Annotated in this window: 15 protein-coding genes; 3 read left to right on the top strand and 12 right to left on the bottom strand. The window is 70.1% G+C overall.

Annotated elements, in window-relative coordinates; all coding sequences use genetic code 11:
- Positions 1-343: 343 nt before the first annotated feature.
- The 11 genes from OP79_RS01250 to OP79_RS01300 all read right to left on the bottom strand — a co-directional run bounded on the left by OP79_RS01250 (position 344) and on the right by OP79_RS01300 (position 17,624).
- A complete protein-coding gene (locus tag OP79_RS01250; RefSeq protein ID WP_033317962.1) occupies positions 344-2,569 on the bottom strand; it encodes a UvrD-helicase domain-containing protein in 2,226 nt (741 codons plus the stop codon).
- A complete protein-coding gene (locus OP79_RS01255) occupies positions 2,566-9,342 on the bottom strand; it encodes a DEAD/DEAH box helicase (RefSeq protein ID WP_051744295.1) in 6,777 nt (2,258 codons plus the stop codon). The genes OP79_RS01250 and OP79_RS01255 overlap by 4 nt, the downstream gene beginning before the upstream one ends.
- 72 nt (positions 9,343-9,414) lie before the next feature.
- Positions 9,415-10,272 carry a hypothetical protein gene (locus OP79_RS01260; protein ID WP_033317963.1) on the bottom strand — a complete coding sequence of 286 codons (858 nt, stop codon included), beginning with the start codon at positions 10,270-10,272 and terminating at the stop codon, positions 9,415-9,417.
- Between the two features lie 132 nt (positions 10,273-10,404).
- On the bottom strand, positions 10,405-11,568 hold the full coding sequence (locus OP79_RS01265; protein WP_033317964.1) for an AAA family ATPase: 1,164 nt from the start codon (positions 11,566-11,568) through the stop codon (positions 10,405-10,407).
- On the bottom strand, positions 11,561-12,748 hold the full coding sequence (locus OP79_RS01270; protein WP_051744297.1) for a DUF262 domain-containing protein: 1,188 nt from the start codon (positions 12,746-12,748) through the stop codon (positions 11,561-11,563). Before OP79_RS01270 ends, OP79_RS01265 begins: the two co-directional genes overlap by 8 nt.
- Before the next feature lie 159 nt (positions 12,749-12,907).
- A complete protein-coding gene (locus tag OP79_RS01275) occupies positions 12,908-14,095 on the bottom strand; it encodes a hypothetical protein (protein ID WP_033317965.1) in 1,188 nt (395 codons plus the stop codon).
- A gap of 275 nt (positions 14,096-14,370) precedes the next feature.
- Positions 14,371-14,919 (bottom strand): ATP-binding protein, encoded by a 549-nt coding sequence (locus OP79_RS01280; RefSeq protein ID WP_078491547.1) that lies wholly within the window; start codon positions 14,917-14,919, stop codon positions 14,371-14,373.
- A gap of 89 nt (positions 14,920-15,008) precedes the next feature.
- A complete protein-coding gene (locus tag OP79_RS01285) occupies positions 15,009-15,422 on the bottom strand; it encodes a VOC family protein (RefSeq protein WP_033318132.1) in 414 nt (137 codons plus the stop codon).
- Positions 15,423-15,546: 124 nt separating this feature from the next.
- Positions 15,547-15,894: a hypothetical protein gene (locus tag OP79_RS01290; RefSeq protein WP_033317966.1), complete on the bottom strand. Its 348-nt coding sequence runs from the start codon at positions 15,892-15,894 to the stop codon at positions 15,547-15,549.
- The gene (locus OP79_RS01295) at positions 15,891-17,228 is read right to left on the bottom strand and encodes a lysozyme family protein (RefSeq protein WP_033317967.1); all 1,338 of its coding nucleotides are present in this window, start codon (positions 17,226-17,228) and stop codon (positions 15,891-15,893) included. Before OP79_RS01295 ends, OP79_RS01290 begins: the two co-directional genes overlap by 4 nt.
- A gap of 6 nt (positions 17,229-17,234) precedes the next feature.
- The gene (locus OP79_RS01300) at positions 17,235-17,624 is read right to left on the bottom strand and encodes a hypothetical protein (RefSeq protein WP_033317968.1); all 390 of its coding nucleotides are present in this window, start codon (positions 17,622-17,624) and stop codon (positions 17,235-17,237) included.
- 710 nt (positions 17,625-18,334) lie between these two features.
- On the opposite strand from OP79_RS01300, the gene OP79_RS01305 reads away from it, so the two are divergent.
- Positions 18,335-18,808: a hypothetical protein gene (locus OP79_RS01305; protein ID WP_033317969.1), complete on the top strand. Its 474-nt coding sequence runs from the start codon at positions 18,335-18,337 to the stop codon at positions 18,806-18,808.
- A gap of 59 nt (positions 18,809-18,867) precedes the next feature.
- Here OP79_RS01305 and OP79_RS57990 read toward each other — a convergent pair whose 3' ends face one another.
- Positions 18,868-18,999, bottom strand: a complete 132-nt coding sequence (locus OP79_RS57990; RefSeq protein WP_281193019.1) for a hypothetical protein — start codon at positions 18,997-18,999, stop codon at positions 18,868-18,870.
- A gap of 190 nt (positions 19,000-19,189) precedes the next feature.
- On the opposite strand from OP79_RS57990, the gene OP79_RS01310 reads away from it, so the two are divergent.
- Together OP79_RS01310 and OP79_RS01315 are read left to right on the top strand one after the other, a co-directional pair.
- Complete coding sequence (locus tag OP79_RS01310) at positions 19,190-20,092, top strand: helix-turn-helix domain-containing protein (protein WP_033317970.1); 903 nt, start codon at positions 19,190-19,192, stop codon at positions 20,090-20,092.
- Positions 20,089-20,274, top strand: a complete 186-nt coding sequence (locus OP79_RS01315) for a DUF397 domain-containing protein (protein WP_033317971.1) — start codon at positions 20,089-20,091, stop codon at positions 20,272-20,274. The genes OP79_RS01310 and OP79_RS01315 overlap by 4 nt, the downstream gene beginning before the upstream one ends.
- The last annotated feature ends 36 nt before the right edge of the window (positions 20,275-20,310 follow it).

Here is a 20,310-nt window from a genome sequence, read left to right on the forward strand (position 1 = left end):
ACCGTGCGCATCGCGGGCCCAGGCCATGACCCCCGGCGCGCAAAGCGTGAACACCCAAGGCGAATACGCCCTCGAGGCGCTCAAACGAGCGAGGCGTGAACACGCCGGGGCGAGGTGCTCAGGCCGTGGGACACAGCCCCCTGGAGACACCACCCGCTCGGCCACTGTCCGATGTCCACGCACCGACCCCACGCCGCGCGCTGTCCTGAGGTCATTCCGGCCCTGGGTGCTTACGCGTACGAGGACGATGCTTCTTCCGCGGCAGTCGCCGTTGAGCGTCGGCCACGTCTTCGTCTATCTGACGGCGCACAGGCCGATGGAGTTCTGCCGAACTCCCGTGACCTCAGGCCCTGTTGGACGCCCCCAAAGGCGCCAGGAACCGGCTCGGCTCCCCGTGCCAGAAGATCGCCAGGGCATCGCGGGCCCTGGTCGCCGCGACGAACAGCAGCGAGCGGGCCCGTTGCAGCTCGCGGCGGTGGCGGAGTGGGTCCGTGCGTTGCCAGGTGTCGACGGCGGAGCGTGGGACCAGGCCTTCCGAGACGCCGGCGATGATCATGCGCTGGTACTCGAGGCCCTTGAAGCGGTACATCGTTCCGATGTGCACGCCCTCGTTGCGCGGGAGTCCGTCGCGGGTCATCACGGTGGAGGTGATGCCGTGCCGGGCGAGCCGCTGCTCCACGTCCGAGGCCATGTCGTTGGTGGGGACGCATACGGCGACGGACTCGCGGGGGATGTCGTGCCAGGCCTTGACCTGGTCGGCGATGGCGTCGAGGGTCTCGTCCCAGCTGTCGGCGCGGTGCAGTGCGGGACGGCGGCCGTGGAGCACCGAGCGGTAGCCCTTGAGGCTGTCGCTTCCGCCGTCGAGGTCGTCGTAGGCGGTCTCGTCCGCCTCGTCCATGACCCTCGCCGCGTCGCGGAGGATCTCCCAGGTCGTGCGGTAGCTGAGGGTGAGCCGGGAGGAGCGGCCGCGGATGTTGATGCCGAGGCTGCCGAGGGTGACCTGGTTGTCGTAGATGCGCTGGTGGGTGTCGCCGACGAGGAAGATGTCGTTCGGCCCGGCCGGGACCATCGCGCGCAGCATCTTCCAGTGGGCGGCGCTCAGGTCCTGGGCCTCGTCGACGACGACGTGCCGGTAGCGGTAGCGCAGGAAGGCCCCGGAGCCGGACTCGACGTGCACGTTCGCCAGCCCTCCGCGGTCGTCGGTCTGCCGCTGCCTGCGGTCGATCTTGACCTTGCGGTCGATCTCGAGGCGGGCGGCCCGCTCGGCGACCTGGCGGTGGGTTTCCAGGCCCTTGAGTTCCAGGCGCTGGGTGAAGCGTTCGGCGAGCTGCCAGACCTGTGCCCGCTCCGCTCGGCTCAGCGTGCGGCCGCGGCCGGCTCTGCGCACCCCGAAGTAGTCGGAGCGGGAGCGGACGGCCTGCCCGAGGATCACCTGGTTCCACTCGTCGCTGAGGAACTCCGCGTCCCAGCGGTTCTCCCCCGACTCCACCAGCAACTGCCGCCATTCCCTGAGCGCTTGGGAGTCCTCGATGCGCCGTTTCGCGTTGCCCGGGTCGGCTTCGCGGACCACGCGGGTGGCGAGCTGGTCGACGTGGACGATGTCGACGCGGGCCACGGTCTCGGGGCCGCCGAGGGAGAGCAGCCGGGCCCGCAGGTCGGCGGCGAGGTTCTTGTTGAAGGTGGTGAGGAGGACCGGCTTGGTGTGGCCGGGCCCGAGCCGGTCGACGAGGTGCTTGACGCGGTGGAGCGCCACGATGGTCTTGCCGGTGCCGGGGCCGCCGCTCACCCGGGCCGGACCGGAGTACTCGCGGCGGACCAGCTTCTCCTGGGTGGGGTGCAGGAAGACCTTCCAGCGGCCGAAGTCGCGCTCCTCGATGACGCTCTGGAGCGACTCGTCGTCGGTGATCACGACGGCCTGGGAGCGCCCCGCGGCCGACTGCCAGTCGTCGGCATCGAACTCGTCTTCCTTCTTGACCGCGACCGGCGCGGTGACCTGCTCCTTGACGTCCTCGTACGAGTAGCCGTCGCGCAGCCGCAGCAGCACTTCGCCCGTATGCCGGGGCGCGTACTTCGCGAGCGCCCTGACCTCGTCGTCCGAGGTGAGCTTGAGGACGATCGGGATGAGCGGCTCGGCGACCCCCAGCTCGGCGAGCCGCTCGGCGCCGTACCGTGCGAACAGCGGTTCTTCGACGGGCAGTTGGGGCTCAGGAGCATCCCGTACGTCCTCCTCCACGGCCTGGAGGTCGACGTACTCGATGGCGCCGGTGACCTGGTTGATGCCGTACGCGAGCCGGTCCGCGTGCTGCTTCACACGGTCGCGGTGCTGGACCGAGACGAGCAGCCAGTCGTCGTCGGCGAGACGGAGCAGGAGCGCGCGGTGGTCCTGGTCGACGCGGGCGGACCAGAGGCGGCCGTCGTCCCTCAGCTGCCGGCGGTGGAACACCCCCGCCCCCGGATTCTTCCGGAAGTCGCGCTGGAACCGGTACACCGCCTCGACGGTCGTACGGTCCAGTGCGGCGATCTCCTTGTCCGCCTTGTCGAGCAGCCGCAGCGTTGCGCCCCCGGTCATCCGGCGTGTCCCCCGTTCTCGGAGTTCTCGTCCCCGTCAGTTCCCGCAGTTCCGGCTGTTCCCGCAGCCGCGGGCGTTTCGGCAGCTCCGCCCGCTCCGGAAAGGAGCAGCCCGGCCAGTTCCCCGGCGTCCCACTCCACCGCGGTACGGGCCCGCCACCCCGCCGCCGCATACGCCTTGTCCCGCTCCTCGGCGTCGTGGTCCGGCGTACCGTCCTCCCCCCGCCGATGGGCGAGCACGACCGCAAGTCGCCTGCCCGGCCAGGCGAGTTCAGCGGGCCACAGCTGGGCCCCGAGCTCATAACCGGCCACCGGAGCAGCCACCCCCCGCTCCGCCAACGCCACGCACAGCTCCTTCAGCCCCGGCTCGTCCAGCAGATACTCGATGACCTCGTCCCAGCCCGGATCCCGTACGACCCCGGCCACGGCGCCCTCTGCGACGACGGCCTCCGGCTCCGCCACTGCCACCCTCCGGCGCTGCGAGGTCAGCCACCCCGCACCCCCGGTGACCGCCAACTCCCCCGCATCAAACCCGTCAAGCCCGCTCCCCGCGAGCTGCGCCCCGTCCCCCTCCCCCTCGTTGAGGAACTGCAGCAGGTTCGTCCAGTACAGCCACGCCTGCCACCGCCGCCGGTGCGCGCTCTCGTCCGCGACCGCCTCCGGGCTGTCGTCCAGCACGGTCACCGCCGACCACACGGCACCCGCCTGCCCCCGGCGCAGATCCAGGGCGATCGTCAGCGGACAACCGCTGCTGTCCCTGGTCGCCATGACCTGCACGGCGCCCTTGCCCCCGGCCAGCGGTTGCCCGCGCAGGCCCTCGGTGATGCGCTCGGCGATGGCCGGGCCGTCGGCGAGGGCCCGGCTGGTGGCGGCCACGGCGGCGAAGCCGGACAGTGCGCTCTGGGTGCGGCGGCGCCACAACTCCGGTTCGGGACGGGTGAGATACCCGATCAGCGTGTCCACCGGGTTCGCCCACACGAAGCGCGGCAGATCCCTCGTATCCCCGCTGTGCAGCCGCCGGTGGATGTCGAGCGCCGTCTTCTGCGCGGTGTTCTGGTACGGCATCCACACCGGGTCGGCGGGCGGTTTGCGCTTGCCGGTCCAGGCCTCGACGTCGTCCCAGGTCAGCTGGAACACCTGCCAGCCCTCGGCCCGCAGCCGGGTGCGCTTGGCCGCGTCGACGGCGATGTTGTTGTGCTCGGGGCTCGCGTGGTAGCGGTAGCCGTCCAGGTAGACGGCGACCCGCGGCTGTTCGGCGTCCAGGCGCGTGAACACCACGTCGGGCCGGGTGAAGCCAAGCGAGGTCTGCGTCTCCATCTGCCAGCGGGTTACGGACCCGTCCGGCGCGGTCAGCCGCAGCTCCGTGCTCCGCTCGCCGTCCGGTGTCAGCGCGGTCCGTACGCTCGCCTCGTCGACGTCGTCACGGCCCGCCCACTCCAGCAGCCCGCGCCTGAACAGCGCCTCCAGCTCGCTCTCCACCTGGTGGACGAGGGTGATGTCCCCGGTGGTGGCCACGGGCTTCGCCGACCAGCCCTCGCCCTGGCTGCCGAAGAGTTCGCCGAGCATGTCGAGGGCCTGCTCCCGCGAGACCTGCTCGTACTCGCTGTCGGCGACGTGGCGCAGCAGGCAGCGGTGGCAGGCGGGCCGTCCCTCCTCCACGCAGGCGCACGTCTCGATGAGCTGCCGTGCGCGGGCCAGCACATCGCGCAGCCCTTCGGGCCCGGCGAGCTGGTGCAGATAGCCGGTGCCTCCGGGGAGGGTGTCGTAGAGGACCAGGTAGTGGCGGCGTACGTCGGGGTCGCCGCTGCCCGGGTCGGGCATGGAGTCGGTGACCACGGCCAGGTGGTCGGGGTCGCCGCCGTAGCTGCGGGCGATCCCGGCGAGCAGCGCGGCCTTGAAGGAGACGAGCCGTTCCTGGGTGTGCGCGGTGACGGCGGGGATGAGGATGCGCAGCGCCTCGGTGCGCAGTTCGTGGGCGAGCAGCAGCCGGACCCCGGTCTGCCGGGCACGCGTGTCGGGCACGCCCTCGCGCAGCTTGGGGCACCAGGGCCGGTGGTATTTCGTGGCCTTGGCCGGCAGCAGGGCGTCGTCGGAGACGGGTCCGCCGTCCGGGTCGGCGTAGCCGCAGGAGTCGCACACCCAGAAAGGGTTGAGCCGCACCCTGCGCCCGGCGAAGGCGTCGTCGGCGACGGTGTCCACGCGCGAGGCGCCGACGTTGATGTGCCGGATCACGGCCTGCCGGGTGAACTCCCAGCCGAAGGTGGCGCTGCCGTGCCGCCAGGCCTCGGCGAGGCTGTCGTGCGGGATGTCCACGGCCGGTACGACGGTGTAGTGGCGTCGTTCGCGCTCGTCGGTGTCGTCCCGTACGCGTGCGTCGTCGCGCTGGTCCCGGGAGTGGACCCGGTGCGGCACGAGGACCTTGTGCAGGCATCCCACGTCCCCGATGGCGGCGGAGTGGCAGCGCGGGCACGCCGAGGAGTCCTGCTGGGCCCGGTGGGTGCGCACGTGACCGCAGTCGGGGCAGATCCGCCACCAGATCCAGGCCGGACGCTTGCTGCTGCCGATGTCGAGGCCGGTGATCCGGTGCTTGTAGCCCTGGATGTAGTAGTGGTTGCCGGGTGCGAAGTCCTCCAGCGCGAACCGTGCGGTGCGGTCGTAGCGGAGCACCTTGCTGCGGTACACCTTGCGTCCGGCCGGGCCGTCCGGAGCCTCCTCGGTCCAGGTGAGGGTGGCCTCCAGCTCGGTGGTGGAGTCGACGAGGCTGTAGTTGGGCAGCAGGCCCAGGTCGACGAGTGCTCCGTGCGCGGTGCTCGAGCTGATGTCGCGGGCCCGCCGGCTGACGGCCCGTCGCTCGGCGCGCAGTTCGCGTCCCTGCCGCTCGTGCTCGGGGTCACCGGCGACGAGCAGGTCGGTCGCCGCGTCGATGGCCTTGATACGGCGCTGGAGTTCCCCTCGCCGCTCGGCCCACTGTTCGCGCGCCTTGTCGAGGGCCTTCTTCAGCCCTTCGGTCGCGAACTCCCGTACGGCGTCGGCGGCTTGAGGGCTCACGCCGGTGCCGCGTTCTTCGTCGTACGAGGGGAAGAGGCGGAGGAACACGTCCGCGAGCCGTCGCCCGTCGGCCATGGCGGCTTCCTGAAACTCCGTCAGCCAGCCGGAGGTGTCGAACAGTTCGGTGGCCCGGCGCGGCAGCGGACGCAGCGGCACCCGGTCGCTGTCCGCCGACAGCAGCTTCCCGGCGGCGACCACGTCGAGGAGGTGGGCCAGGTACTGACGACGGAGGATCTCCACCGCCGACAGGTGGCAGCCCGGCGGCTGGATGTCCCCGGCGATCATCTGGCGCGGGTCTTCCAGGTAGTAGCGGTCGCGCGGCCCCCGGTCGACCATCGTCAGCAGGTAGGCGTTGCCGGTGGAGCGCCCGGCCCGGCCGACCCGTTGGACGTAGTTGGCCGGGCCCTTGGGCAGCGAGGCGAGCACCACGGTCGACAGGTCGCCGATGTCGATGCCGAGTTCGAGGGTCGGTGTGCAGGACAGCACCTGGGGGTTGGCGTAGTGGACGTCGGTGCCGTCACGGAACGCCTTCTCCACGGCTTCTCGCTTGCGGCGGTCAAGGGTGCCCGTGTGCTCGGCGGTGTTGATGGTGAAGACTCCGGCGTCGCGGTACATGCGCCGGTAGAAGTCGTCGGTGAAGTCCCGCTGGCGGACGGTCCCTTCGCCGTGCTGGCCGGCCTGGAGGTGTCCTCGGCACCGGTAGCGCGGGCACGGCTGTCCGTGCCACCGGCCGACGAGTTCGGGGTGGACGGTCTGCTGCCAGAAGCAGTCGGGGCAGCGCACCCCCGCATCGGCGACGTCCTCGTCGGCGAGCTTGCGTACGTGCACATGGCCGGGCTGGAGCCCGTACACCCGGGTCGCCCCGTCGCCCGCGGTGCGCGCGGACAGTACGTCCGCGTCGGCGAGGGCGGGCAGCAGCCGGACCAGGAAGTCGGTGGCCGCGTCCCGGTTGCGCAGGCCGAGGGCGCGGACGGTCCAGTCCTGGTACCAGCCGAGCCGTCCGGTCAGCACGTCGAAGTCGTCGCTGCCCTTCTTCGGGCCGCCCAGCAGGAAGGCGGGCGCGGAGACGCCCGGCGGGAAGGCGGGCATGCCCTCCTCGCGCCCGCCCCAGATCTGCCAGCGGCGCACGCCCGCCTGGTCGATCCAGTCGTCCAGCCACCTGTGCCGGATCGCGCCCCGCGTCCGCAGCCGCTCCAGCAGCCCTCGTACGTACCCCACGAACCGCTCAGGACCCGGCACCGACCCGTCGTCCAGCGCGATGTCTCCGGGGGTGCGGTGCAGCAGCTCGCGCACCAGCTCGGCCACGCCGTCCGGGTCGGCCAGCGGCACGTCGGCGGCCACGGTCCGGGTGAGTTCCAGGGTGCGCCCCTGCCGGGACCGCAGCCCGAACTCCATGATCGCGGCGAACGCCAGCCGCTCGGCGATGAGTTCCCATGTCGCCTTCGAGCCGTGGCTGCGTCCGGACAGCAGTGTGTCGACCCCCCGGAACACGTGCAGGTCCGGCGGTACGACCGCGACCCGCACCTTCCGGCTGTCGACGACCTCCCCGATGATGTCCGCCGCCAGGTCGCTCAGCGCGACGAACGAGTCCTCCTCGAGACGGCTGGCGAGCAGGGAGCGGAAGGAGAAGGTGTACGAGCGGCTGGCGACGTATCCGGCGCGGTGCGCGGCGTCCTGGACGGAGTCGTTGAAGAGGAGGGTCTTGTTCTCCTTCAGGTTCTCGTCGAGTTCGCCGCCCGTGAACAGCTGGGTGATGGAGGCCGCGGCGAGTGCCGCGAGACCCGTACCGAGGTAGCGGATGGAGTTGAAGGTGCGGCAGGCCGGGCACTGGTCCCTCTCGGCCGCGCGCTCACCCGCGAGGTCGACCTCCACAAACGCCGCGTTGTGCAGCGCCTTCGCGATCCGTGGGCCCATGCCGTCGTGGGCGGGCTCGAAGTCCGTCTCGGGCGACACGGGGCGCAGTCGCCCGCTGCCGCCGTCCAGCACCATGACCGTGGGCCCGCTGCGCGGCTTCTCCCGCGCGAACGCGATCTCGTGGGCGCGTGCCGCGGTGGTCGCGATCATGTTCCGTACGCGTCTCTTGTCCCGTCCGACGGACGCGCGGCGGATCTTGGTGGCGTTCAGGTCGAGCTCGGCCGCGTCCGTCTCCGGGGAGAGTGCCGCCCAGCCGGAGCGCCCGCACTCGCGGCAGAAGATCGCGGGCAGGAACACCTCGGCAGGCCGGGGCGCGCTGTCGTCGGCGGGAGCGGGCGCCGCGTCCGGTGTGTCCGCCTCGTCCGCCGCGTCGTCCGGGCCCTTGCTCACCAGGCGTCCGCCGGAGGCGACCCGCTCGTCGTCCCAGCGGAACTCGGCCCGCGCGGGCGTGATCCCCCGCAGCACCCGGGACACGGACCGCACCCAGTGGTGCATCTCGATGGACAGCAGCGGCCGCTTCGGATCGTCCGGGTCGCGGGCCGTCGACAGCAGCGCCACATAGCGGGCGAGCGCCTGGGCGGCGACCTCCGGCTTCTGCTGGACGGCCATGCCCCAGTGGTAGGCGTACCGGGGCAGCACCTCCATGACCTCGGGCAGGGTACGGGGCCTGCCGTCGAGGATCTCCAGAACGGCGGCGGTCAGCCGGTGCCGCCGAAGCTTCGCCCCCAACTCGGCCCGGGACAGCCCCGATTGCCCCGTGAACGCCGCCACAAGACGCTCCATGGCCGCCGAGTCCCGCGTGGGATCGCCGAGTTCGGCCACCTCGTGCGGCGAAGGGAAGGGAAGCGAGAAGTCGCTCTCCCCCACGAACTCGTCCACGCTCCGCCGCGACTCCCCCACCACGGCCTCGGCCGGGAAGGGCACCCCGAAGACCTGCTCGGCGACCTCCAGCATGGTGGAGGTCGCGCCCCCCGACTCCCCCAGGGTCGCCGAGGTCGCCACCGGGCACACCGGCCCGAGCGGCCGCCCGTCCTCCGCAAGGCCGGTCACCGCGCCGAGCCTGCGCAGCAGCATCGCCACGTCCGTGCCCTGGGCTCCGTCGTACGTGTGGAACTCGTCCAGCACGATGTACGCGAGCGAGGAGCCCTGCCACAGCTTCTGGTCCTCGGGCCGTTGCAGCAGCAGGTCGAGCATCTTGTAGTTGGTGATCAGGATGTCCGGCCGGGTGGCCCGGATCTCGTCGCGGTCCACGGCGACCTTGCGCACGGAGTCCTTGAACTCCCGCGAGGGCGTGTCCCCGATGTAGAGACCGGCCCGTACACCCTCGAGGCGGCTGTCCTTCGGGTTGTCCAGGTGGTCGTTGATGCGCTGGGCCTGGTCGGTGGCCAGCGCGTTCATCGGGTACAGCAGGACGGCCTTCACCCCGTCCCGCCCGGCCGCGCGCTCCCGCCGGCAGTGGTCGAGCAGCGGCACGAGGAACGACTCGGTCTTGCCGGAGCCGGTCCCTGTGGTGACGAGCGTCGGCTCGGCGGGCCCGTTCAGCGTGGACAGCCGCTCCCAGGCGAGCGCCTGGTGCCGGTGGGGCTTGAACTCCTTGGGCCACCACTCGAGATGCTTCTGCCAGCCGTCACCGACGGCGGTCCTGAAGGGCGTACGGATCCGCAGATACGGCCCGCGGAAGATCCCGTCGCCGGGGTCCCCGAGGAACAGCTCCAGCGCCCGCCGCGTCGACTCGTCCGCCAGCGCGTACGTCGTCGCCAGGTACTGGCTCAGGCTGGCGCGTACCTGGTCGGCGGCGAGAGTCGGTCGCACGCGCGGGTCCCCCTTCGGCGCTGGATCATGATGTGTCCCAACCGTAAGGGACGGCGGGCCGGCCGTGACCCCTCAGATGCCGCGCTTCCTGCCCAGATACGCGACCCGCACGGCCTTGTCCTCGGGCACGAGCCGGAAGTGCACCCGCCCTTCGTCCGGCGTGAACCGGGAGTGCGTGTCGAAGAGCGCCTGCTGCCCGTCGAGATCGGTGAACCAGCAGTCCCGCCTGCGCCCCTGGTGCTCCCCCGTCACCCACGACCGCCACCGCGGCCCCTCCGGCCGCGCCTGCGGGTCCCACTCGGCCGCGGCCTCCTCCAACTCGCCGAGCCGCCTGCGCACGGGCCCCACCCACACCTGGGGCAGGCCCCGCAGATCGGCCTCGACCCGCGGCAGGAACTGGAGATGCGGGAAGAGTTCCGCGCGCCGTTCCCACAGCTGCGCCCCCGTGTGTACGGCGGTGTCGCGCGCCGTCCGGATCCACGCCAGGTGCGCGTCGAGGTGCCGTTCGGCCGAGACATGGCGGACCTCGACGTCATCGACCTGTGTGCCGGTCGTGCCGTCCTCCGACTCGACGAGCTGCTCGCACTCCAGCGGCAGCAGGCCGGCGTCCCAGCGAGCGTGCACGGGCAACGAGATGCCCAGGCCGTCCATCAGATGGGCCCCGCCGAGTCCCGCCACGGTGACCCCCTCGTGCCGGTACTCGACGTCCAGCGGATCCTCGCCGTCCGGGAACACCGTCTTGAACGGGGCCTTGCTCTGCATCAGCCGCAGCCGCTGCCACGGGTCGCGGTTCTTCGGGTTGCCGATCCACTTCCCGATCGGGTAGCCGTCCGCGATCTCAAGCTGCTTGAGCGGCACCTCGCAGACCAGCACCGTGCCGCTCCGGTCCGCCCGCGCGACCGCCACCGCGGTCCTGGCGAACTGGTTCATGGCCCGGTCTGCGCGTAACGGCTCGCAGTCGGTTCCACATGACCTCTCGTTCAGGAACAGCAGCAGCGGCACGAGTCCCCCTACTCGGTGATTGGGTTGCTGGGCGTGAACGGAACGGACGGCTCAGGCGGTTCAGTCAAGAAGCTGGTCGAGCGTGTGGTCCAGCTCGTCGAAGAAACCCTCGGGCCACTGGTCGAGCAGGCCGTCCGCGTCGATCTTCGGGGTGATCACCTGCGCGCCCGCGGCGTCGTTGCGGAAGTAGTGCACGACCGCCTGATCGGCCGGCAGTACGCCCCGCTTCACCGCGAGCCGCATGCCGTTGAGCACGTGGTCGCTGTGCGTCTCGACGACGAGCTGGGCGCCCTGTCGCGCTGACGCGGCGGCCAGTTGGGCCATGGCCGTCTGCCCGTGCGGGTGCAGATGTGCTTCCGGGTTTTCCAGGAGTACGAGGCTCCCGGGCCGTGCGCTGAGACAGGCGACGACGATGGGCAGGGCGTACGTGAGGCCGAAGCCGACGTTCGTCGGGCGCCTCTGCGTCGGAGCCGGCGCGTTCCCGAAGGCGTACGACAGCAGTACCGAGTCCGTCCGCTCGATGACATCGGTCCTGATGTGCACACCCGGACACAACTCCCCCATCCAGGCGGCAACCTGGTCGAGAAGGCGGCCGGAGGCGGCGCGCCGGTGTTGTAGCGGTCCCTCGGGTACTTCGTCGCCCGCGTGGTGGCGAAGGAAGTTGACGGTGTGTTCGCCCCGTATGCCGAGGAAGCCGCGCCTGACGGCCATGTGGTGGTCGCGGGGGTAGCGCTCGGTGGGTGTGATGCGATCGGCGTGGAGGTACTGGAAGCCGTCCGTGAAGTAGCGGGGTGCCAACTCCTCCGGCGGGGCGATCACCCAGTCCTCTTCCGCCGGCACCCGGATGTCGGCCAGCGGCAGCAAGTTCTGCTCGGGCTCGTAGGCCACCGTCCATTCGTAGCGGTACAGCCCCTCGTTGACGGCCAGCGTGATCGCCGGCTCGTCCCCGGCGAAGTCCTCGTGCAGGACGTCCTGACCCGTACCGAGCCCGACGAACTCGCCGTTCAGAAGGAGCCCGACCTCATTGCTGTAGGAGCCGCGGGGGTAGTCGCGGCGGTCGATCGCGAGATTGCCCGACGTCCACGACTGCCGAAGTAACGCCAGCGCCTGCAGCACCGTGCTCTTGCCCGAGGAGTTGAGCCCGGTCAGCAGGGTGAGCGGGCCGAGCGGTATGTCCGCGTGCTGGAACGCCTTGAAATTGGTCAGCGTCAGCCGGTCAATCACCGCTCAGTACCTCCCGGAAGAGTCGCGCCACCACCTCGAACCGCGTCCGTACGTTGTCCGGGTGGCCGGGGTCGACGGTCAGGGCGCGTTCGAAGGCGAAGTCCCCCGTGAGACGAGCCGACAGACCGTCACGGACTTCGTCACGCGACGCTACCAGTGCGTCACGCGGCCGGTCATCCAGGGCCGCGAGATTGACGGCAACGGTCTCGAACAGGGCCTTGTTGATGGGCAGTTGGCGCCGATGGCCGAGTGACCTGCGAAAGGCCTGACGTCCGAAGACGGCCCGCGCGCACCTCATGGCCTCCCTGAACTGCCTTTCGTCCCAAGACAGTTGCTGTTCCGTCTGCGCGTTGAGGCGGCGCATGGCGCGGGTCAGGAACTGCTCGTAGTCCTGGTCCAGGTCCGGGCCGTGCGGTGTCACCCGGTAGGCCAGGAAGCGGAGCACCAGCTCGCGGTCGTGCATCCGCTCGTTCGACACATCGAACCCGGTGGCCTCGCCGAAGGCCGGATGCTCCGCGAGGTCGGCGAGCAACTGACGGGCGGGGCCGGGGATCATCGCGTGCCGGATCTCCTGCGGGGTGAGCGGCGACCCGCCCGTGGTGAGCCGGGAGAACACGTTGAACTTCACGACGTCCGGGGTGGTGTGCAGGACGAGGTGGACCACGACCGGCGTTTCGAGAAGCCGGATGCGCATGCGCCCGCGCAGGTGGGCGACGCCCTCGTACTGCCGCAGGTACTCCAGACCCCGAAGGGTCAGGGGCGGCAACTCGGCGAAGCCGGGGATCATGAGCCGGGCGATGGCGGTGAGCCGCTGGCCGCCGTCGACGACGGACCAAGTGTCGTCCTCCTGCTGCGCCATGTGGAAGGGAGCGACAGGGAGGCCCAGCAGAAGCGACTCGATGAACCTGCTCTGCTGTACATCGCTCCACATGCCGGCCCGGCGGTGGAAGTCCGGAGCCAGATCCAACGCCTTCTTACGGAGCCGGGACATCAGCACGTCGACCGTGGTGCTCTCCGTCTCGATGCTGATGCTCTCCCAGTCGAGGGCCTTCGGCAGCCGGTCCGGCTCATCGGGCGGCAGCTCCAACTCGACGCCGGTAGGCCGCCCGTTCGCTCCGATCTCGACGGGCCTCTCGAAGAGCACCCCGCGGGGGTCGTCTTCGCTCTCCAGCCCTGCCATGTCCGCTGCATCTCCTCATCGGCTTCGCCGTGCCCGCAGTACATGGCATTGCCATGTCCTCCGGCACCTTACTGAGTTTGAACTCGTGAATGACCGCACCCGTTCACGCCACTCCCGGCCAAGTGTCACAAGCTCGCGCAACAGCCTCCCCCCTCCGCCTCACCTCTTCAGGCTGACGATGATGACCTTGTACGCGGGGTCGCTGCTCGCCGATGCCACGGAGCCGACTCCAAGGATCTTGTCGGTGCCCGGGACCGCCGTGATGGCGTTCAGCCGGAACCATGCCCTTCCCTTGATGCCGTAGCCGCTCGGTGGCTTCGGATCCGTGATGCGTTCGCAACTGCCGTCCGCGGTGAGGTACTTGCGGGCGCTGAGGATCTCCCCACGGTCGCCGTCGCGCACCGCTTGGGTGCGGTCGGCGCATGCTCCCTCGGTGTTCGGCAGCTTGGTCCAGCGGGTGCCGTTCCAGCGCAGGTGGATGTGCTCCGTCGGTGGGTCGGGTTCGTCGTCCTCGCTGACGGAGGTGAGCTCGCCGTAGGCGTGTACGTCGCCGTCCAGCGCGACGACCTCGGTGAGGAGCGCCGTCTGTTCGGGGGCCGGGACCTTGTAGTGGTACTCCGGCGTCGGTACGAGCTTCCAGGCGCGGCCGTCCCAGTGCACGGCGGCGGGCTGGCCGCCCGGCAGCCCCGGGCCCGCGTCCTCCTTCCCGTAGCGGTCGCCGACCGCCCACAGGTCGTCGGACGCGACCCCGTCGAGTGCGGTGACGGTGGTGGGCAGGTCCATGGCCGTCCAGCGGGTGCCGTCCCAGTGGTACGCCCTGGTCCCGCCGTCGAGGACCCAGATGTCGTCCGGGGCGAGGGCCTTGATGTCGGCGGCCCGGGGATCGCCGGGGAGCTTGGGCAGCGCCGTCCAGCGGATGCCGTCCCAGTGCGCCATCCGCAGCGAGTTCAGGTCGAGGCTGGCTGTCAGCAGCAGTCCGCCGGAGTCCACGGCGTCGAAGCGCGCGTCGTAGACGCTGGTGCCGAACGACGCCGGCATGGGGCGGCGCTGCCAGCCGGTGCCGTCGTGGTGCAGGAGGAAGCCGTGGTCGGCCGACTCGTCTCCTGCCTTGCGGGTGTTGGGGGTGGACTGGCCCGCCGCCCAGATGTCGTCGGCGGCGGTCGCCATCACGTCGGACAGCACGGTCGTGCCGTTGTCCCTCTGGTCGAACGCTTTGTCGTAGTTCCAGGTCATGTCGGAGCCGCCGACGGCACGCAGGACCACCACGGCGACGATGACGAGCAGCAGGACCACGGCGATCGCCATGTTGATCTTGGCCGCGCGCATGCTCACGTACGTGTCACTCATCTCGTACTCACCCCCCAGTCCCCGGCCCAGGGCCGCAGAGCATACGTTCCGGCTCCCGGCCCGGAGCCGCCCGAACCGCGCCCTTGCCGGACGGGCATCCTGGTGCGACGAGACATGACCTTGTGCATGTACGTCCAGAGCAGTCGAGCAGCGGCAAGGTTGCCTGCCTTCACCTTTTCCGCACCGCTGCCTCCGCACATCTGCTCTTCAGCGGGCGAACGCCGCGCTGGGCACGGCCGCGTCGACCCAGCCGTTCGAGGCGGCCGTCGGGGTGCTCACTTCAATGCCTCCCCTGCGGCGCCCGGTTCGCGGTCGAAGTCCCGGTCGTATGCCGGGGCGTCGTCGCTCTGGTTCAGGTGTTGCTTGAACAGGGACAGCCAGTGGGGCAGGTCGATTTCGGCTCGTACGGTTTTGCCCGGGGGTTCACGGTTCAGGATCTCCCACCGGTCGGCGAGCGCCTCGACGAGGACGAGGCCACGGCCGGAGTCGGCCAGGGGCTCCGGAGGCTTTACGTCGCCGGGGCCGGGCGGGCGCGCTTCGGTGCGGGTGTCGGTGACCTCGATGCGCAGGCTGCCCGGGATGAGGGAGAGGCACAGTTCGAAGTCGCGGCCCGATACGCGGCCGTGGGTGACCGCGTTGGCGGACAGCTCCGCGACGATCACGGCGGCGGTGTCGGAGGCCCGGGTGCCGTGCGGGATGCCCCAGTCGTGCAGCTGGTTCAGGGCGAGGTGGCGGGCGAGGCGGGCGCCGAGCGGGGTGGCGCTGAAGCGCTGGGTGAACACACGTACGGTGACGGGGTGTTGGCGGGTGGCCGGTGGTGTCATGTGCCCAATGTGGCGTCCCGAAAGGGCACTTCACCAGGTCCGACCCGCGTACGCTGCGCGAGCGTACGCGGCCCTGGGCTGGACGGTACTCATAACGTCCCGTAACCGTCACGTTGCCGAGAAGACTTCAGCGCGACCCGCTCGGATTCGGCCAGCAAGATGCAGAACTCGTTGCCCTCCGGATCGGCAAGAACGACCCAGCCCCAGCCGCTGGGCTTGCGGTGGTCGGCGACCAGGGATGCTCCAAGCGTCAGCAGTCGCTCGACCTCCGCGTCCCGTGAGGTATCCGGGCGCAGGCACAGATGGAGCCTGTTCTTGGCCGACTTCGGCTCCGGAACCTCGTTGAAGTGCAAGGCCGGCCCGCCGGGCAGCATGATCTCGGTCTCGTCGTCACCCGGTTCGTCCTCGGGATCCAGCGGGTGTCCGGTCACCTCACTCCAGAACCGCGCCAGTTGGTATGCGTTTGCACAGTCGATCGCTATGTTCGTCACCGTTGAAACCATGGGCGTGATCATGCCCAAGCGGAGATCCGCTCGCCACCGGAAGTGTCGAACCAACGCCTGATGGGAGCTACGGAGCCGGGGAATCGGCCCACCTGGCGGCACCTCGTAGTCGCAGAAGGCCCTCTCAGATCTCCGGCGCGAGCACCGTCAGCCGCAGCAGCGCGGCGATGACCAGGACCGTGGGGATGGCGTACCACCACTTGCGTAGCCACGTGGCCTTGACGAACAGCCATGTCAGCAGGGCCGTGACGGCCGAGACGACCAGGACGAGACCGGAAGCGAAGTTGGAGTGGGCGACGGTCTCGCTGTCCCAAGGGCCGGCGGGGTCGGCCAGGTAAGCGAGAAGCATGAAGTAGACCGCCACCAGATGCGGCAGTGCGAGGACGAACCCGCAGACAGCGGAACCCATGCGGGCGCCGGGGCCCCGGCCTGTGGCTGCCTGGGGTGTCGTGTGGTGGGCGGGGCTGCTCACCGCATGGCCTCCTTGGCGTTGTCCAGTTTCTGATCGAAGCCCCGACCATACGCTTGGGCTGCGTCGCTCTCGTAGTACGGGCCACCGTTGTAGCGGGCGGCCAACTCCTGCATCTGGACGCGGGTCATCTGGTCGGGCGGTACATCGGCGAAGCCGCTCTCCGCCTTGAGCTGAGCCAGGTACTCGGATGCGATGAAGACGTTCTGAGCCGGGTCCTTCGTCGCTTCCACGACGGCGTCCCGCTGCATGTCGGTGAGGTTGTGCGGGTCGTACCCGAGGACCTCGGCAGCACGGCGGATCTGGATCGACATGGGGCCCACCGAGGTCCGGTCGGGGTCCTCCGCACCGGGGAGCCATTGGCGGCCCTCGTACGCCAAGTCGTCCATGACGCTGGGATCGCCCGCGACCTCCTGCCAGGCGATGCCGGCGACCATCTCGGGCGGCAGCCCGGAGTCCAGGGCGGCGGCATTGATGAGTTCCTTGTTGGCCGATATGTACGCGCGGCGGTCCTCGTCGGAGGTCGACGGCAGCCAGTAGTTGTTCCCCTGACCCTCGGGCAGACCGTCGACGCGCATCTTGATGCGGTACAGGGGCTCGGAGATCACGACGTGGTCGCCCAGCGTGGGGAAGGCGTCCACCTTGGGGCCGGAGCCCGGAAGCTGGGCGTAGGGGTTGTCGCCGGCCTGCCGCGCCTCGGCGCGCAGCGGGCCCAGGTTCTTCAGGAGCTGGGCGGGGTCGCCGATCGGGCTGCGGAAGTCGGGCAGGGAGCGGTACGCGGCCTGGACGTCGGCGATGCACTTCTCGCGCGCCTCGGACTCCACGCGCAGGGCATCGCTGTAGTGGCCCTTGGTCTGGTTGTAGTAGCGCTCGGCGTCCTCACGGATGGCGTCCACGTCGACGCTCACCTCGGCGAACCAGTCCAGTACCCCCGTGGTGCCCCGCAGGTCCTCCCACTGTCGCAGAGGCTCCGCGGCTCGCGCGGTGGGGGTGATGGCGGTGGCCTCCTGGGACATCACCTCGGCGAGCTTGCTCTCGGTCTGCTGTCCGCTCTCGAAGTGACTCTTGGCCGTGGTGACCGCGTCCGCGTACGACGAGAGAGCCTTTCCCGCCGTGTGGAAGGCTTCGGCCAGGGCGTCGGTGAGTTCCTTGGCCTCGCCCAGGCGTTTGACGTACAGGTCACGGCCTTCGCTCTGCCAGTCCACCTTGCCCGCCTTGCGGAAGGCGTCGTCGGTGGTGTCGATCAGCTTGCGCAGGCGGGTGAACTCCGCCGCGCTGCGCTCGATGAGCGCCGGGTTCGAGTCCTCGAGGAACTCGACGTCCTCGCGGTAGGCCACCGTGGATCACCGGTCCTTGGCTTCGATGTAGCTCCCGCTCACGAGGACCGATCGCAACTGATCGCGGATGCGCTGGTCGTACTGGGCGTACGTGTTGTTCGCGGACTTCAGATGGCCGGCCAGCGCCGCGAGCAGCACGACCGCGTCGTCGTACTGGTCCTTGGCGTAGCGGGCGAAGGTGTCGACTTTCGCGGCCACGTCGGCGTGGGAGCGGGGAACACGGCAGTTCGTCGCGTTCTCTGCGTCCATCCGCCCTTCGTACAGAACTCCTGCGATCTCGATGAGCAGATGCGAACTTCCGTCGACGGAGGCCGCGTTGACGGAGAACCCGTCTCCGTAACCCCCCGGACCATTGGAGGATCCCCCGACGTCGGCAGGCAACTGGTTCAGCTGCATGTGAGTCGACTGCTGTTGACGCGCCAGGGCATCAGCCTTGAGCTGAGCCCACTCCTCGTCCCATGACACTGTGTCCGCCCCCGTTCGACTGCGACATTGCCCGAGCACATGTTCGCGCCCGGGCCAAGTCTACCACGGACAGGCCGAGAGTGATCAAGCCTGTACGGGTGCGCCTGTGCCAACTGCCTTGACATTGCGGGCACATCAGGAAACGCGAGTGAGGCGGGCGCCGAGCGGGGTGGCGCTGAAGCGCTGGGTGAACACACGTACGGTGACGGGGTGTTGGCAGGTGGCCGGTCGCGTCATGCGCCCAATGCGGCGGCCCGGAAGGGCACTTCACCAGGTCTGAGCCGCGTACGCTGCGCGAGCGTACGCGGCCCTGGGCTGGACGGTACTCATAACGTCCCGTAACCGTGGGCGGCCTGGTTCGGGCGGGCTGGACGCCTGCCGCCGCGAGACTGGGGCCACCGGGCACGCTGGGAACACCTACGTGTCCGGCTATCGGGTCCACGGGGTTGCCTTTGCGTCACCGAGTCGACATACCGAGTGCGAAGCACGATCCTCATGCCATGGTTCTCCGTTGGCTCCGCCCTCGCCGCAGGCCGCCGCTCTCTCCCTCCCAGTCGCCGTCCGGCCCGGGACAGGACGGGCGCGGTGACGGAGGAGCCGCGTGCACCGGGTGCGACAGGACCGCTCGTGAGGCGGACTCCGTGCCGACGTGCCCGGCGTGCGGGACGGAGGACCACGAGTTCGTCACGCGCGCTGTGGCCAAGCGTGTGCTGCGGCACGGGTCCTCGACCGCGCCGTGCCTCGGCTGCCGGCAGGTGACGTTCGTCTTCGAACCGGACATGGTCTGCGCGACCTGCGAACGCCTGCTACCCGACCTCAACGAGCGGCTGCGGGAGCGGTTCGCCGTGCGGGGACCGGGGAGTTCCGAGGGGCTGGCGTGCATCGGCTGCGGATTCGGGAAGCGGATCCCGCACATGGCGCAGGTTGTGGCGTGCCCGCACTGCGCCGGAGACTTGGCCATCGCGCAGGACGACTGCCCGCGGCAGGGGATGGTCCTGTCATGCCCGTCGTGCGGCGAGGCCGTTCGCATCCCGCCCACCGTCTGGTGTCCCGACTGCGGCCTCAACTTCCGGCGGACGGGCGTCGCCGACCTGGTCAGGGAGGCAAACGCCTGACCTCCCGCATGGCGGGGTCCCTCCGCCGCCGGGGAATCGGCCCGCCTGACGGCAACATCTCACTGGGCATGGCCCACACGAGGCGCTGCGGGATCGACCCGGCCGTGCCGCTCCTGCGCCTCATAGACGCTGGGCACACCGTCGACCAGGCGGACGCCGAGCGGGGTGGCGCTGAAGCGCTGGGTGAACACACGTGCATTGGCGGGTGGCGGGTCGTGCCGTGTGCCCAATGCGGCGGCCCGGAAGGAGACTTCACCAGGTCCGCCCCGCGTACGCTGCGCGAGCGTACGCGGTTACGGACTGGACAGTACTCGTGACGTGCCGTAACGATGGGCGGGTTGGGTGTGTGCGGCGGGGCGGGTGCGCGGGAGGTGGCCACAGGTGGCCGATGACACGGTCGGTACGGATGTCGGCGGGGCGGACGCGGACGGTACGCCGCCGGAGGGGACCGACGGCGTTCCGGCTACCTTCCGGGGTGAGCCGGAGTCCTCGGACAGTCTGCGGACGTTCGGCGCGGTGGTCCAGGCCCTGCGCGAGCACGCGGGGCTGAGCAGGCAGGAGTTCGCCGACCGGGTGCGGTTCTCCAAGCACACGGTGGCGTCGGTGGAGTTGGGGCGACGGATGCCGGACCCGAGGTTCGCCGAGCGGGCGGAGGAGGCGACGGGGAACACGGGGGCGCTGCGGAAGGCGGTACGGCATCTGGCGCGGCAGCCGGGGTTGGCGGCGTGGTTCCGGCAGTGGGCTCGGCTGGAGGCAGTGGCGATCACGCTGTATACGTACGAGTGCCGCATGATTCCGGGGTTGCTTCAGACGGAGGCGTACGCGCGGGCGTTGGCCGCCGATCAGTTGCCGCCGTTGGACGACGCACAGATCGAGGAACGGTGGGCTGCCCGGACGGAGCGACAGCTGCTGCTGACGGAGCGGCCGAACACTACGTTCGGCTTCATCCTGGAAGAGCAGCTGTTTGTACGGCGGACAGGCGGCGCGGAGGTCACGCGGGAGCTCATCGACCACGTGCTGGACATCGGCCGGCTGCGGAACGTCGAGATCCAGATCATGCCTCTGGTGCAGGAATCACACGCTGGGCTACACGGCCCCGTGCAGCTGCTGGAAACCCCCGAGAACAAGTGGTTCGCCTACACCGAGGCCCCGGAGAGCGGCCAGTTGATCTCGGACTCGAAAGTGGTCAGCGTGCTCCAGAGGCGGTATGCCAGGATGCGTTCACAGGCTCTTACCATCCAGGACTCCATGAGCCTGTTGCAGCGGATGCGAGGAGACCTATGAGCACGTCCGACCTGGCCTGGTTCAAGAGCAGCTACAGCAGCAGCGCTTCCGGCGACTGCGTAGAGGTCGCTACCTGCCCCGACACCGTCCACGTCCGGGACTCCAAGGACGAGCAGGGCCCGCAACTCGCCCTCACCCCCACAGCGTGGACCGACTTCGTCTCGTACGCCGCCCAGGCCTGACCGTTCACAACGCCGTGCCCTGCAACCGGTCAACTC

The sequence above is a fragment of the Streptomyces yerevanensis genome, assembly GCF_000716805.1.
Lineage (GTDB): Bacteria > Actinomycetota > Actinomycetes > Streptomycetales > Streptomycetaceae > Streptomyces > Streptomyces flaveus.